The 14,732-nt window shown below is 65.8% G+C and carries 14 protein-coding genes and 3 tRNA genes; 10 read left to right on the top strand and 7 right to left on the bottom strand.

The features are described 5' to 3' along the window. The first annotated feature begins 3 nt into the window (after nt 1-3). From XarbCFBP7408_RS07810 to XarbCFBP7408_RS07770, 9 genes are all read left to right on the top strand, one after another. Entirely contained in the window at nt 4-354 is a 351-nt protein-coding gene (locus tag XarbCFBP7408_RS07810) for a ribonuclease E inhibitor RraB (protein ID WP_104562459.1), read from the top strand. Between the two features lie 37 nt (nt 355-391). After that, nucleotides 392-874, top strand: a complete 483-nt coding sequence (locus XarbCFBP7408_RS07805; RefSeq protein ID WP_024939789.1) for a peroxiredoxin — start codon at nt 392-394, stop codon at nt 872-874. A gap of 82 nt (nt 875-956) precedes the next feature. Further along, a complete protein-coding gene (locus XarbCFBP7408_RS07800) occupies nt 957-2,354 on the top strand; it encodes a PhoH family protein (RefSeq protein WP_104562458.1) in 1,398 nt (465 codons plus the stop codon). Further along, a complete protein-coding gene (locus XarbCFBP7408_RS07795; protein WP_104562457.1) occupies nt 2,354-2,836 on the top strand; it encodes a hypothetical protein in 483 nt (160 codons plus the stop codon). The genes XarbCFBP7408_RS07800 and XarbCFBP7408_RS07795 overlap by 1 nt, the downstream gene beginning before the upstream one ends. Nucleotides 2,837-2,842: 6 nt before the next feature. Continuing rightward, nucleotides 2,843-3,514 (top strand): YoaK family protein, encoded by a 672-nt coding sequence (locus XarbCFBP7408_RS07790; RefSeq protein WP_104562456.1) that lies wholly within the window; start codon nt 2,843-2,845, stop codon nt 3,512-3,514. 37 nt (nt 3,515-3,551) lie between these two features. Then, nucleotides 3,552-4,361, top strand: a complete 810-nt coding sequence (gene thiD / locus XarbCFBP7408_RS07785) for a bifunctional hydroxymethylpyrimidine kinase/phosphomethylpyrimidine kinase (protein WP_181106417.1) — start codon at nt 3,552-3,554, stop codon at nt 4,359-4,361. Next, complete coding sequence (locus tag XarbCFBP7408_RS07780) at nt 4,358-5,239, top strand: alpha/beta hydrolase family protein (protein WP_104562454.1); 882 nt, start codon at nt 4,358-4,360, stop codon at nt 5,237-5,239. Before thiD ends, XarbCFBP7408_RS07780 begins: the two co-directional genes overlap by 4 nt. A 40-nt stretch (nt 5,240-5,279) precedes the next feature. Further along, nucleotides 5,280-5,356 (top strand) — tRNA-Arg (locus XarbCFBP7408_RS07775). 109 nt (nt 5,357-5,465) lie between these two features. Beyond that, nucleotides 5,466-5,542 (top strand) — tRNA-Arg (locus tag XarbCFBP7408_RS07770). Nucleotides 5,543-5,688: 146 nt separating this feature from the next. Here XarbCFBP7408_RS07770 and XarbCFBP7408_RS07765 read toward each other — a convergent pair. Beyond that, nucleotides 5,689-6,681 carry a DedA family protein/thiosulfate sulfurtransferase GlpE gene (locus XarbCFBP7408_RS07765; RefSeq protein ID WP_104562453.1) on the bottom strand — a complete coding sequence of 331 codons (993 nt, stop codon included), beginning with the start codon at nt 6,679-6,681 and terminating at the stop codon, nt 5,689-5,691. 44 nt (nt 6,682-6,725) lie between these two features. Continuing rightward, complete coding sequence (locus XarbCFBP7408_RS07760) at nt 6,726-7,670, bottom strand: LysR family transcriptional regulator (RefSeq protein ID WP_104562452.1); 945 nt, start codon at nt 7,668-7,670, stop codon at nt 6,726-6,728. 133 nt (nt 7,671-7,803) lie between these two features. On the opposite strand from XarbCFBP7408_RS07760, the gene XarbCFBP7408_RS07755 reads away from it, so the two are divergent. Then, complete coding sequence (locus XarbCFBP7408_RS07755; RefSeq protein ID WP_104562451.1) at nt 7,804-8,505, top strand: pirin family protein; 702 nt, start codon at nt 7,804-7,806, stop codon at nt 8,503-8,505. Between the two features lie 189 nt (nt 8,506-8,694). Here XarbCFBP7408_RS07755 and XarbCFBP7408_RS07750 read toward each other — a convergent pair whose 3' ends face one another. From XarbCFBP7408_RS07750 to recX, 5 genes are all read right to left on the bottom strand, one after another. Next, nucleotides 8,695-10,662 carry a methyl-accepting chemotaxis protein gene (locus tag XarbCFBP7408_RS07750; RefSeq protein ID WP_181106423.1) on the bottom strand — a complete coding sequence of 656 codons (1,968 nt, stop codon included), beginning with the start codon at nt 10,660-10,662 and terminating at the stop codon, nt 8,695-8,697. 236 nt (nt 10,663-10,898) lie between these two features. Next, nucleotides 10,899-10,991: transfer RNA gene (locus XarbCFBP7408_RS07745), tRNA-Ser, on the bottom strand. Between the two features lie 83 nt (nt 10,992-11,074). After that, nucleotides 11,075-11,287 carry a carbon storage regulator CsrA gene (csrA, locus tag XarbCFBP7408_RS07740; protein ID WP_024939585.1) on the bottom strand — a complete coding sequence of 71 codons (213 nt, stop codon included), beginning with the start codon at nt 11,285-11,287 and terminating at the stop codon, nt 11,075-11,077. Between the two features lie 138 nt (nt 11,288-11,425). Beyond that, nucleotides 11,426-14,074: an alanine--tRNA ligase gene (gene alaS, locus XarbCFBP7408_RS07735; protein WP_104562449.1), complete on the bottom strand. Its 2,649-nt coding sequence runs from the start codon at nt 14,072-14,074 to the stop codon at nt 11,426-11,428. Nucleotides 14,075-14,175: 101 nt separating this feature from the next. After that, on the bottom strand, nt 14,176-14,664 hold the full coding sequence (gene recX, locus XarbCFBP7408_RS07730; protein WP_104562448.1) for a recombination regulator RecX: 489 nt from the start codon (nt 14,662-14,664) through the stop codon (nt 14,176-14,178). Nucleotides 14,665-14,732 lie beyond the last annotated feature (68 nt).

The following is a 14,732-nucleotide window of genomic DNA, read 5'->3' as shown; positions in this document are numbered from 1 at the left end:
CCGATGGCCATTGCCCTGTCCGCCCTGAAACAGATGTTCGAACACATCCGCTCCGAGACCGACTGGAATCTCGACGGGCCGCTGCGCTGGGAATATTTCTTCGCCGACCCGGCGCAGCCACCGCTGCAACAGCTCGCCGAGCAACTGACCCGGGACGGCTATCGGGTCATCGACATCTTCCTCGGCGAACGCGACGAAGACGATGGCGACGACGAAGAGTCCTACTTCCTGCACGTGGACAAGCTGGAACAGCACAGCATCGAATCGCTGAATCAGCGCAATGCGCAGTTCGACGCGCTTGCCAAACGTTTCCATGTGGCTGCTTATGATGGGATGGACGTCGGCCCGGCTTGACCGCGCCGTGCGCCCCTCCACTTAGGGCTGAGCAACGATGACCGACGCTGTATTCGAACTACCTGCTGCAAGCTTCGACCTGCCACTGTCGCTGTCCGGCGGCACCAACACCACGCTGCGCGGCTACGCCGGCAAATGGGTGGTGCTGTACTTCTACCCGAAGGACAGCACGCCCGGCTGCACCACCGAGGGCCTGGATTTCAACGCGCTGCTGCCGCAGTTCACCCAGGCCGGCGCGGTCGTGCTGGGCGTTTCGCGCGACTCGGTGAAGTCGCACGACAATTTCTGCGCCAAGCAGGGATTTACCTTCCCGCTGGTCAGCGATGGCGACGAGGCCCTGTGCCGCGCCTTCGACGTGATCAAGGAAAAGAACATGTACGGCAAGCAGGTGCTCGGCATCGAGCGCAGCACCTTCCTGCTCTCGCCCGAAGGGGTGGTGGTGCAGGCCTGGCGCAAGGTCAAGGTTGCCGGCCACGCCGACGCCGTGCTGGCCGCGTTGAAGGCGCACGCCAGACAGTGACGCCCCCTGGTTCCCCGTGTGCTCCATCACCCTGCCCCGCAGGCGTGATGGCTCGCCCCTGCTCCATCACTTGGAAGACCCAATGACCCGAGGCAAGCGCATCTACGTGCTGGACACCAACGTGCTGATGCACGATCCCACCGCGCTGTTCAAATTCGAGGAACACGACGTGTTCCTGCCGATGCAGGTGATCGAGGAGCTCGACAACGCCAAGAAGGGCACCTCCGAAGTCAGCCGCAATGCGCGCCAGGTCAGCCGCTTCCTGGACGAACTGCTGGAGAACACCAACGCCGAGCAGATCCAGGCCGGCATCCTGCTCAGCCATCCGCAAGGCATCCAGCTCAAGGGCCAGGCCGCGATCGGCCGGCTGTATTTCCAGATCCATCCGATCGATCCGGGCCGCACCTTCGGCGCGATGATCCCGGACAACAAGATCCTGGCCTCGGTGCTGGCGCTGTGCGAGGAGAACCCGGATGTGCCGGTCATCCTGGTGTCCAAGGACATCAACCTGCGCATCAAGGCCTACATCAGCGGCCTGAATGCGGAGGATTACCAGAACGACCGCGCGCTGGACGATTTCAGCCTGCTGTTCACCGGCGCCATCGAGCTGCCGGAAGACTTCTGGCAGAAGCACAACCAGGACCTGCGCAGCTGGAACGAGCGTGGCCGCACCCATTACGAGATCGTGCTGGCCGAGGACGAAGACTGGTATCCGAACCAGTACCTGTACCTGCCGGGCGAGGACGAAGTGGAACTGCGCGTGGCCAAGGTCGGCGGCGGCAAGGCCACGCTGTGCCTGGTCGACGATTTCCGCAGCGGCCAGCACGCGGTCTGGGGCATCGTGGCGCGCAACCGCGAGCAGAACTTCGCGCTCAACGCCTTGATGGACCCGGAGATCGACTTCGTCACCCTGCTCGGCACCGCCGGTACCGGCAAGACCCTGCTCGCCCTGGCCGCCGGCCTGGCGCAGACGATGGATCAGCAGCGCTACCGCGAAATCATCATGACCCGCGCCACCGTCAGCGTCGGCGAAGACATCGGCTTTTTGCCCGGCACCGAGGAAGAAAAGATGACGCCGTGGATGGGCGCGCTGACCGACAACCTGGAAGTGCTCACCCACAACCAGGACGGCGGCGCCTGGGGGCGCGCGGCCACCAACGACCTGCTCGCCAGCCGCATCAAGATCCGCTCGATGAACTTCATGCGCGGGCGCACCTTCCTGTCGCGCTACCTGATCCTGGACGAAGCGCAGAACCTCACTCCCAAGCAGATGAAGACGCTGATCACCCGCGCCGGCCCCGGCACCAAGATCGTGTGCCTGGGCAACGTCGAACAGATCGACACGCCCTACCTCACCGAAACCACCTCCGGCCTGACCTATGCGGTGGATCGTTTCAAGGCCTGGCCGCACAGCGCGCATATCACGCTGCGGCGCGGCGAGCGCTCGCGCCTGGCCGACTTCGCCTCGGAGGTGCTGTGATGCGCAGGCTGCGCGGCGCGGCGGCGCTCGCCGTGATGGCACTGGCCGGCTGCGCGACTGCGCCACCGCCGGCGAGCGTGCCGACCAACCTCAAGAGCGGGCAGTCCTGGGTCATCACCCGCCAGGGCATCGCCGAGCAGGTGCTGGACACCTGCTCGCGCGACAGCCCGGCGCGGCATCCGGGCCAGGTCACCGGCTACTGGACACCGAGCCAGCAGCAGATCGAACAGCTCGAATCCAGGCAGGACGCGTTGACGCCGACCATCCCCGAGCCGCGCGATTTCGATCGCCAGTACGTGGGCGTGGTGGTCCAGGGCCAGCAGCTGATCTACATCAACGCCTTCAAACTCCCGAACGATCCGCCAGTGAGACCGGCCAGGGAAGCGATCCGGGCATGCGATGGCGGCAGTGCTTTCTGGGGCGCGCTGTACGACCCGCAAACCGGCGCGTTCTCGCAGATCGCCGTCAACGGTACGCCCTGACCCGCGATGGGCCTGCTGCTGCCGCGCTGGGTCTGGATCGGCGCGGTGGCGTTGTCGGGCGTGGCCGGCATGGTCAACGTGGTCGGCTACCTGGGCTCCGAACATCAGGTGGTCAGCCACCTCACCGGCACCACCAGCCTGCTCGGCGTGGCGCTGGTGCAGCACAGCGCGCCGGAGATCGGCTTTCTCTGGGGCATCCTGATCGCCTTCTGCGCAGGCGCCATGCTCAGCGGCCTGATCATCCAGGACGATGTCTTGCGGCTGGGACAGCGCTACGGCGCGGCGCTGCTGCTCGAAGCGTTGCTGTTGCTGGCCGCGATCCCGCTGTTCAAGCTGCACCATGTCGGCGGCGCGCTGGTCGCCGCAGGCGCCTGCGGCCTGCAGAACGCCATGGCCACCACCCTCAGCGGCGCCGCGGTCCGCACCACCCATCTGAGCGGCATGTTCACCGACCTGGGCATCGGCCTGGGACACCTGCTGCGCAGGCGCCCGCTGCAGGTGCGCCGGCTCACGCTGAGCGGGCTGATCATCGGCGGCTTTCTCGGCGGCAGCATGCTCGGCACCTGGCTGTTCCAGCGCTGGCACTACGACGCGCTCTACCTGCCGGCCGGCCTCACCGGAGTGACCGGTGCCGGCTACGTTGCCTACCTGCAATGGCGTCGCTGGCGCACGCGCTGATCCGCACATCCGCCAGGCAGCAGTGCAGAATCCCTCCATGACCACGTCCAGCACGCTGTCCGCCCTGACCATCGCCGGCTCCGATTCCGGCGGTGGTGCCGGTATCCAGGCCGATCTCAAGACCTTCGCCGCGCACCGCGTGCATGGCTTGTCGGCGATCGCCGCGTTGACTGCGCAGAACACCCGCGCCGTCACTGCCGTGCATCTCCCCCCGGTCGCGTTTCTGCGGGCGCAGATCGATGCCTGCTTTGCGGACTTCGAGATTCAGGCAGTCAAGCTCGGCATGCTCGCCAATGCCGAGGTCATCTATTGCGTGGCCGATCTGCTCGAAACCCACCGCCCACCGTTCGTGGTGCTCGACCCGGTGATGGTGTCCACCAGTGGCGCCCGCCTGCTCGAAGACGCCGCGCTGGATGCGCTACGCACGCGCTTGTTGCCGCTGGCCACGCTGATCACACCGAATACCCCCGAAGCCGAACTGCTGAGCGGCCGCCGTATCGACGATGCCGATGCTGCCGAGCACGCCACCGCCGCCCTGCTCGACCTCGGCGCCAATGCGGTGCTGCTCAAGGGCGGTCACCTGCACGAAGGCGCGCGGGTGATCGACCGCTTCGACGACGGCGTCACCCAGGACGTGTTCATGCATCCGCGCCTGCAGGTCGATGCGCATGGCACCGGCTGCAGCCTGTCGGCAGCGATTGCGGCGCAACTGTGCCAGGGCCTGTCGCTGCTCAACGCCTGCGAAGCGGCCATTGACTACGTTGCGCGTGCCATCCGCCTCGGCCACAGCCCCGGGCACGGCGAGGTACTGGTGCTGGACCATTTCGGTGCCGCGCCCAGCCCATGAGCGTGCATGCCAGCGCGCTTGCCGTGGCCGCCGTGGATGGACATGCCTGGCAGGTGCTGCGCCACGCACCGGCGCGGCCGGTCGCCAGCCTGCTGTGGCTGCCGGCACTGGGCGTGGCCGCGCGGCACTACCAGCCGTTCGCGCACGCCCTGGCCGGCGCCGGCATCGCGGTGTACCTGCACGAGTGGCGCGGCAACGGCAGCAGCACCCTGCGCCCCTCGCGCCAGCACGACTGGGGCTATCGCACGCTGCTTGCCGACGATATCCCCGCCAGCCGCGCGCTGCTCGAGCTGCATGATCCGCAGCTGCCGTGCGTACTGGGCGGCCATAGCCTCGGCGGCCAGCTGGCCTGCTGCCATGCCGCGTTGCGGCCCGCCCGGATTGCGCAGCTGTGGCTGGTCGCCAGCGGCTCGCCGTACTGGCGCAATTTTCCGGTGCCGATGCGCTACGGCCTGCCGCTGATGTTCCGGCTGCTGCCATGGCTGGCACGCATGCAAGGCGTGCTGCACGGGCGAACGCTCGGCTTCGGCGGCACCGAGGCGCGCAGCCTGATCGCCGATTGGGCGCAGGTCGGTCGCAGCAATCGCTATCGTGCGGCAGGCACCACGTGGGATCTCGAGCAGGCGCTGGGCCAACTCGACATGCCGATCAGCGCAGTGACCTTCGCACGCGACCGCTTCGGCCCACCCGGCGCCTTGCAGGCCTTGCTGCAGAAAATGCCGCGGGCACGTGCCGAACGTGTTGCCTTGGACGATGCGCAACTGGGCGCGCGCAGCAATCACTTCGCGTGGATGAAGACGCCCGCCGCCGTTGCCGCTGCACTGCGCCGGCGTCTTGGCAATGAGGGTAGCGACAATCGAATGTCACAAAGGGATTGACGAGGACTCCGGGCATCCGCATAATTCCGCTCCTGACGACGCGCCCGTAGCTCAGTTGGATAGAGTACCTGGCTACGAACCAGGCGGTCGGGAGTTCGAATCTCTCCGGGCGCACCATCTTCAGAACAACAGGAGACAGCCTTCAACCGCTGTCTTTTTAGTTACAAGGGTCCGATCGCATTGCGACCGATCCGCAAGTTGGAAACGCAAGTCAAAACAAGATAATGCGCCCGTAGCTCAGTTGGATAGAGTACCTGGCTACGAACCAGGCGGTCGGGAGTTCGAATCTCTCCGGGCGCACCAATCTTGAAGAAAACGGCCAGCTTGCTGGTCTTTTTTTTGCCTGTCGTTCGAGTGCACGGCGTGGCCGCGCTGTTACCACGCGGCGAACGCGACGCAGCAACTGCCAAAGACCAGCACGCGCGCCACAGGACATCGCGTCACTGCGTTCAGGCCATCGCGCCCAGCACATCGGTCCGGGCAAGCAACGCAACCGGCAGCAGCGAGGTCACCGGATGCCCGGCGTCGCGCCACGCATCCAGCCCACCCAGCAACGGCCGCACGTCGCGATATCCGCGCTCGCGCATCCGGCCGGCCAACCACGCCGCCGACACTTCGTCCGGACACGCGCAATAGATCACCACGCTGCGCTCGCGCGGCACGCTGGCCAGGATCTGCGCGAGCTGACGCTCGTCGGCGAACACCGCGCCGGGAATCGTGTACGGCTGCAGATCGCGATGGCCCGGCGCACGGATATCCAGCACCGTCGGCCGCAGCGCCTCGTCGCCGTCGAGTAGCGTCACCAGCTCGTCCACCGCAATGCGTGCGTGCTCCAGCGAGCGCAGCAAGGCATGCCGCCGCCACCAACGCCAGCCGACATAGCAGGCCAGCGACACGGCCAGCGCGACGACCGCGCCTGACCCCAGCTCGGACAGCAACGCGAGCACGTCCTGCACCTGATGCGCGAACAGCGCACCCAGGCTCAGGCCGACGAATGCCCACAGCGACGCACCCAGGGCGTCGTAGCGCAGGAACGCCGCCAGGCGCACCCGCATCGCACCGGCCATCGGCACCGAGACCATCGACAGACCGGGCACGAACTTGGCCATCGCCAGCACCCGCACACCCCAGCGCGAGAAGAACCGCTCGCTCTTTTTCATGCAGGTATCGCGCGACAGCGACAGCCGGCACAGCGACTGCAGGGTGCGATTGCCGAAACGACGGCCGGCCAGATACCAGGCCAGGTCACCGAGCAGACTTGCCAGCACCGAAACAGCCAACGCCAGCAATCCGGCCAGCCATGCAGCGCTCCCGCCCTGCAACGCGTAGCCGGCACCGACCAGCACCAGGGTCGGCAGCGCCGGCACCGGCAGGCCCAGCGACAACGCCAGCACGTTGGCAAAGACCAGCGCCAATCCGTACTGTTCGATCAAGCCTTGCATGCGGCGACCCTGCGCGACGGCGAGGGCACATTATCCGCCCTTCCTCACGCGCGCGGCTGCCCGGCGGCGGCGGAACGATACGTTTCGGCAAGCGACTGCAACCAGCCATCGAACACTCCATCGCGGCGCAGTGCGCGCCGCCACCAGCCCAGTGCCTCGCCCTCCTCGCCCGGCCGCCACGCCAGGTAGAAGGTTTCATCGGGTTTACGGGTTTCCACCTGCAGCTCGCGCAGCCGGCCGTCCTGCAGCGCGCCGCGCGCGTACGGCTCGGGCAGGAAGCCGTAGCCGGCGCCGGCCAGCTGCAACTGCAGCTTGGCCTGCATGTCCGGCACGGTGAGCACATCGCGCGCGGAGAGCAGGCCGACCGTGCGTGGCAGCAGGCGCCGCGCCGAATCCGCCACCGCGATCGCACGGTGTTCGGCCAGCTCGGCCGCGCCCAGCAGGCCGGCGCCCGCCAGGGAATGCGTGGAGGCCACCGCGAACACGAAGCCCAGCGTGCCGATCGCCTCGGCCACATAACCACCACCGCTCGGCCCCTCGCCCGCCGCCACGATCAGGTCCACGCGCCGGTCCAGCAGCGCCTCCCAGCTGCCGGACAAGGATTCGCTCACCACGCGCAGGCGCGTGCTGTCGGCCACCGTGTAGAAGTCCAGGATCTGCGCCTGCAGCAAGGCCACCGGCAGGATCGCATCCAGCCCGATCGCAAAGTCCGATTCCCAGCCCGACGCCACCCGCCGCACCCGCACCTCCAGCTCCTGCGCGGCCCGCAGCAGCTGCCGCCCTTCGCGCAGCAGTTCGCGCCCGGCCTGGGTCGGTGTCGCCTTCGGCCCGACCCGTTCGAACAGCTGCACGCCCAGATCGTCCTCCAGCTTGGAGACCGTGTAGGAAATCGTCGACGGCACCTTGAACAACACCTTGGACGCGGCCGCGAACGAGCCGCGGCGGTCGATCGCATCCAGGATCTGCAACGCTTCCAGGCTGATTTTCATTGTTCGATTTTTTCGATGGTAGCGACCAAATCTACTCGCTTTCTGGGCTGGCGCGAAGGTAGAGACTAGCCATCAAGCCGCCGGGACACCGATTCACTTCCTGGCGACACCAACCCTTTCAAGGAGAAGCAGCATGTTGAATGTCCGCAAGAGCGAAACCCGTGGCCGCGCCGAACATGGCTGGCTGTCCTCGCGCCATACCTTCTCCTTCGCCAGTTACCACGACCCGCGCCATATGGGCATCGGCCCGCTGCGGGTGATCAACGAAGACAAGGTGACCCCGGGCGAGGGCTTCGGCACCCATGCCCACCGCGACATGGAGATCATTTCCTACGTGCTGGGCGGCGCGCTGGAGCACAAGGACAGCATGGGCACCGGCTCGGTGCTGCACTACGGCGATGTGCAGCGCATGAGCGCCGGCAGCGGCGTCACCCACAGCGAGTTCAACCACTCCGCCAGCGAACCGGTGCACTTCCTGCAGATCTGGGTGATGCCCGAGCGCAGCGGCATCGAGCCCAGCTACGAGGAGAAGCACTTCGATGCCGACAGCAAGCGCAACCAGCTGCGCCTGATCGCCTCGCCCGGCGGCGAGCACGGCTCGCTGCGCCTGCACCAGGATGCGCGCCTGTATGCCTCCATCCTTGATGGCGAGGTGCGCCTGCAGCAGCCATTGGCCGACGGCCGCATCGGCTACGTGCAGGTGGCGCGCGGCAGCCTGAGCGTCAATGGCCAGGCGCTGTCGGCCGGTGATGCGCTGCAGATCACCGACGAGCCGGAGATCGTGCTGGCCGATGCACGCGATGCGGAAGTGCTGGTGTTCGATCTGCCGAGGTAAGCGGCACCAGCTCGGCGTACGGCGTGCTGCAGACCAGGCGGCACGCTGCGCACTGGGAATCGGCCGACATCAAAAAGCCCGCTTCCGCGGGCTTTCTTGTGCTCAAGCACCGCTGATTGCGGGGCGCCTGCGATGACGCTGCCACGCTTGACGCAAGCCATCGGCAACGCCGCGCAGCACTGCGCGGGATCACGCGGCCTGCGGCCTGGCCAGCCTGGCAAGCGATCTGTTCGGGGTTTCGCTGCGCACGGCAACCGCCTCGGTGGCGCCATCTCCATCGCCATTGACCAGGGCAAACAGCGCATCGGCATCGGCTTCCAGCACACGCGCCGAGCGCGCCAGGTCGTCGACCATCTGCGCCTGATCGCGCGCCTGCACACCGATCGACTGCAGCGCGGTATTGGCGGTGGAAATGTCCTGCGCCTGCTCCTGGCTGGCAGCGGCAATCTGCTCCACGGTCGCGGTGACCCGCAGCACCGAACCGACCATGTCCTGCATCACCGCCCCGGCCTGCTCGGCCAGGCGCGAACCATCGCCCACCTGGTCGGCTGCATTGTCGATCAAGCCGCGAATTTCCTTGGCCGAAACGCTGCAGCGCTGCGCCAGGCTGCGCACCTCGGTCGCCACCACGGCAAATCCACGCCCCTGCTCGCCAGCGCGTGCCGCTTCCACGGCCGCATTCAAGGCCAGGATATTGGTCTGGAACGCGATGCCGTCGATCACCTCGATGATCTGGCCGATACGGTCGGTGGCCGCACGAATGCCCGCCGTGGTCTTGACCATGTCGGCGATCACGGTGGCGCCGCGTCGCGCGACATCGGCCGATGCCTCGGCCATGCGCTGCGCCGAACCGGCACTGTCGGAATTGCTGCATACGGTTTCTGCGAGCTGATCGATGGTGGTCGAAGTCTGCGCGACGGCTGCCGACTGCGTGGACGAACGGTTCACCAGTTCCTGGTTGCTGACCGAAATATGGTGCGCCTCGCGCTGCACGTTCTGCGCAATGCTCATGGTCTGCCGCATCAACTGACGCATGCGCTCGGCCGAGCGCACCTGATCGGTGACGTCGGTGGCGTACTTGACCACCTTGTACGGGCGACCGGACACATCCAGGATCGGATTGTAGGAGGCCTGGATCCACACCGGACTCCCATCCCTGCGCAAGCGACGGTAGCGGCCCGCATCGAACTGCCCACGCGCCAGCTTCGCCCAGAAATGCCGATAGTCCTCGGAGGCGCCGTAGTCCGCGTCCACGAAGATGCGGTGATGCTGGCCGATCGCCTCCTCGGCGGAGTATCCCAAAATGGCCAGGAAGTTGTCGTTGGCACGCAGCACGTGCCCTTCCAGATCGAACTCGATCACGCCCATCACCTTGTCGATGGCCTGGATGCGACCATCGGCATCGGACGAATCGATGACCTGACGGGTCACGTCGGTGGCGTACTTGACCACCTTGTAGGGCCGCCCGTGCTCGTCGAGCACCGGGTTATAGGACGCCTGGATCCACACCTCGCCGCCGTCCTTGCTGAGGCGCTTGTAGCGCCCCGCGTCGAACGCGCCGCGCCCGAGCTTGTCCCAGAACGCGCGATAGGCCGCCGACTGACGCGTTTGCGCGTCCACGAACATGCCATGGTGCTTGCCGCGAATCTCATCGAGTCGGTAGCCCATCACCGCAAGGAAATTCTCGTTGGCATCGAGCACCGTGCCATCCAGCGAAAACTCGATGACCGCCATGACCTTGTCGATCGCATCGATACGGCCTTCGAAGTCGGCGGTCTGGCGCACCTGCGCGGTGATGTCGGTGGCGTACTTGATGACCCGATAGGCCTTGCCTGCACGATCCAGCAATGGATTGTAGGAGGCGTTGATCCACACCTCGCGCCCGTTCTTGTCCCGGCGGCAGAACCGCCCGGCATTGAAGTCGCCGCGACGCAGCGCCTGCCAGAATTGTCGATAGCTGTCGCTGTCGCGGTCGCCGGGCGTCACGAACATGCGGTGATGCTGACCGACGACTTCGTCGAGCCGGTAGCCCATCAGCGACAGGAAGTTCTGGTTCGCATGCAGGATGCAGCCATCCAGTTCGAACTCGATCACCGCCATCACCCGATCCACTGCATCGGCCTTGTGCTGCAGCCCACGGCTCCAGGAAGAAAACAGGCGTCCAAGCAGAGGCGGCAGGCGCATCGGGGTGAGATCCGAGAGAGGTGTCACAGCCTTAGCGACCCGTGCCGGGCTTACTTGAATCGCTGCCTGCAGCGCGTTCGTGGCAATTCAGATGCCGCTGCCGATTCGGTTGCCCGCGTTGCGGCGGCGATGTCGATGCAGGCCGTCATCGACCTATTTGCACACATGAAAACGCCCGCAAATCAGAAATTTGCGGGCGTCTAGAACACTGGCGGAGCGAGAGGGATTCGAACCCTCGATAGAGCTTTTGACCCTATACTCCCTTAGCAGGGGAGCCCCTTCAGCCACTCGGGCATCGCTCCAGTTTTTGCGTCCTGCCGCGGTGTCCGTTGCAGGCCGCGAAGAATACCGGGTAAGAGGGGCTAACGTAAACCCTTTATGACGATCAATTCGAAGAATCGTCGCCCTGATGCGCACCGGAAGCGACTGGCTCATCCCCACGCTGGATCCGCTGATAGATTTCCTCGCGGTGTACGGCAACATCTTTCGGTGCGGTGATGCCGATGCGCACCTGATTGCCCTTGACGCCGAGTACGGTCACAGTGACCGAGTCGCCGATCATCAAGGTTTCGCCTACCCGGCGAGTGAGGATCAACATTTTGCAAATCTCCTGGAACCGGTGGGTTTCCCACCAGCATCGGCGGCCGATTGACGAGGCGCGCCTTAGGTAAAGGGAATAGACCGGAAATGGTAGCGGGACACCCTGCCAACCAGCAAGGCATACCAGGACAAGTGTTCAGCCCAAGTGTTGCTTGACCCAGGAGGCCACGCCTTGCAGCGCGGTCGCAAGGGCGGGACCATCCTCGCCACCACCCTGGGCGAGATCCGGACGACCGCCGCCCTTGCCTCCGATCTGACTGGCGATATGGCCGAGGAGTTCCCCTGCCTTCACCTTGCCAGTTGGGCTGCCGTTCACGCCGGCCACCAGCGCAACCTTGCCGCCAGCAGCGCCTGCCAACACGATGACCGAGTCGCCCAACTGCTGCTTGAGGCGATCCATCGCATCGCGCAACGCCTTGGCATCGAAGCCCTCCAGACGCACGGCAACCACCTTGATGCCTGCCACATCGACCGCGCTGGAACCCAGGTCTGCGGTTGCGCCGGAGGCCAGCTTGGCCTTGAGCGACTCCAGCTCACGCTCGAGCCGCTTCTGACGTTCGGTGAGCGCGCGAACCTTGTCGACCACCTCGGTGGCATTGCCGCCGAGCAGGTTGGCCGCCTCGAGCAGACGTCGCTCCTCATCGGCGACATGGTCCAGCGCGCCCTGCCCGGTCACCGCCTCGATACGACGCACGCCCGAGGACACTCCGCCTTCGGAGGTGATCTTGAACAGGCCGATGTCGCCGGTGCGGGTGACATGGGTGCCGCCGCAGAGCTCGGTGGAATAGCCGCCCATCTTCAGCACGCGCACGTTCTCGCCGTACTTTTCGCCGAACAGGGCCATCGCGCCGAAATCCAGCGCTTCCTGCATGGCCATGTTGTGCACTTCCACGCTGTGGTTGGTGCGCACCTCCGCATTGACCTTGCGTTCGATCACGGCGAGCTCTTCGGGCGTGATCGGCTGGAAGTGCGAGAAGTCGAACCGCAACCGGTCCGGTGCAACCAGCGAGCCCTTCTGTTGCACATGCGTGCCCAGCACCTCGCGCAGGGCCGCATGCAGCAGATGCGTGGCCGAGTGGTTGAGGATGGTCTTGCCGCGACGCTGCACGTCGATGCCGCCTGCCAGCACATCGCCCACTGCCAGCGCACCTTCGGTGATGCGCCCCACATGACCATGGAACTGACCGGCGAACTTCTGGGTGTCGGCGATCTCGATGGAGACATCGCTGCCGCTCAGCTGGCCGCTATCGCCGACCTGGCCACCGGACTCGGCGTAGAACGGCGTACGGTCGGTGAACACGATGACGTCATCGCCGGCTTGCGCACGTTCGACCGGGCGGCCCTGCTTGAGCAATGCAACGACCTTGAGCCCATCGGCATCGTAGGCCTCGTAGCCCAGAAACACCGTCGGCGCCATGGTGGCGACCAGATCGGCTGGCAATGCGACGCCGCCACCGAACTTGCCGGCGGCACGCGCGGTCTCGCGCTGGCGCTCCATGGCGAACTCGAAGCCCTCCATGTCCACGCGCAAGCCGCGCTCGCGTGCGATGTCGGAGGTCAGATCGACCGGAAATCCGTAGGTATCGAAAAGGCGGAACGCATCGGCACCGGGAATCACTTCCTGCGCGCGCGCGGCGACGTCGTCGAAGATCTTCATGCCGGCGTCCAGCGTCTCGGCAAAACGCTCTTCTTCGGCCAGCAACGCGCGCGCGACGGTCTCCCGCGCGACCACCAGTTCGGGATAGGCCTCGCCCATCAGCTCGACCAGGGTCGGCACCATCTTGCTGAAGAACGGCTGGCGTACCCCCAGCATCCAGCCATGCCGCAGCGCACGCCGGATGATCCGGCGCAGCACATAACCGCGGCCTTCATTGGACGGCAGCACACCGTCGACGATCAGGAACGAACAGGCGCGGATGTGGTCGGCGATCACCCGCAGCGACTTGTTCTCCAGGTCGGTGACGCCGGTCAGCGCGCTGGCCTTGCCGATCAAGGCCTGGAACAGATCGATCTCGTAGTTGGTATGCACGTGCTGCAGGATCGCAGCCAGACGCTCCAGGCCCATGCCGGTATCCACGCACGGCGCCGGCAACGGCACCAGGGTGCCGTCGGGCTGGCGATCGAATTGCATGAAGACCAGGTTCCAGATCTCGATGAAGCGGTCGCCATCCTCGTCCGGCGAACCGGGCGGACCACCGGCGATATGGTCGCCATGGTCGAAGAAGATCTCGGTGCACGGACCGCACGGGCCGGTATCGGCCATCTGCCAGAAGTTGTCCGACGCGTACGGCGCACCCTTGTTGTCGCCGATGCGCACGATGCGGCTTTCCGGAATGCCGATCATGTCGCGCCACAGCGCGAAGGCTTCTTCGTCGGTGTGGTAGACGGTGACCAGCAGCCGCTCGGCCGGCAGCTTCCAGACCTGGGTCAGCAGTTCCCAGGCCCAGCTGATGGCGTCCTTCTTGAAGTAGTCGCCAAAGGACCAGTTGCCCAGCATCTCGAAGAAGGTGTGATGGCGCGCGGTGTAGCCCACCGAATCCAGATCGTTGTGCTTGCCGCCGGCACGCAGGCAGCGCTGTACGTCGGCCGCGCGCACGTAGCTGCGCTTTTCCGCGCCGAGGAAGACGTCCTTGAACTGGACCATGCCGGAGTTGGTGAACAGCAAGGTCGGGTCGTTGCCCGGCACCAGCGGCGCGGATGGCACGATGGTGTGGCCCTTCCCCTCGAAAAACGCGAGGAAGTCACTACGGATCTGGGAAGTGCTGAATTTGGCAGGTGCGTTCATGTGCTGGCATTGGGCGGGCGGCAGTCCCGGTCACCCAATGAGATGTGGGCGCAGATGAGCGGAACAACCTGAAACCACGAAGGGTAGCAGGCCTGACGCCCTCAGTCCTCAAGGTCGAAGCGCGTGGCGCTGCGAATGCTGTTGCCATCGAAACCACGCCGCGCCAGCAGATCGGCGGCCTTGCGCCGTTGCGGCAGATCGGTAGGCCCCTCCTCGCCGAAGCGACGGCGAATCAGATCGCGCGCGTTTTCGGTCCAGTCGCCTTCAAATGTCGCCATTGCGGCGCTGATGGCATCGCTGTCCAGCCCATGGGTTCCGAGCTCGGCGCGGATATGCAACGGGCCATAGCCCGAGCCTGCGCGATTGCGCACGACCGAGGCCGCAAAACGGGTGTCGTCCTGCCACCCCTCGTCAGCCAGGCGCTCCACGGCCGCCTGTGCGGCGTCCGGCTCGATACCGCGCGCCAGCAGCTTGCGGTTCAATTCCTTGCGCGAATGCTCGCGCCGCACCAGCAATCCCAGTGCGCGTTGGACCGGAGTCTGTTCCTTGAACCGGCGTCCCCGCTTTGGCGCGGGCGGTTGCTCGTCCATCGTGGGTATCCCGAGTACCAAGCTCACAGCATCAATGCGCCATCCGTGGCGCCTGCCTTCCTGGCCTT

Source organism: Xanthomonas arboricola pv. guizotiae, from assembly GCF_002940205.1.
GTDB classification, from domain to species: domain Bacteria; phylum Pseudomonadota; class Gammaproteobacteria; order Xanthomonadales; family Xanthomonadaceae; genus Xanthomonas; species Xanthomonas arboricola_C.
The sequence above is the reverse complement of the archived record's forward strand: the minus strand, read 5'-3'. Positions and strand labels throughout refer to the sequence as shown.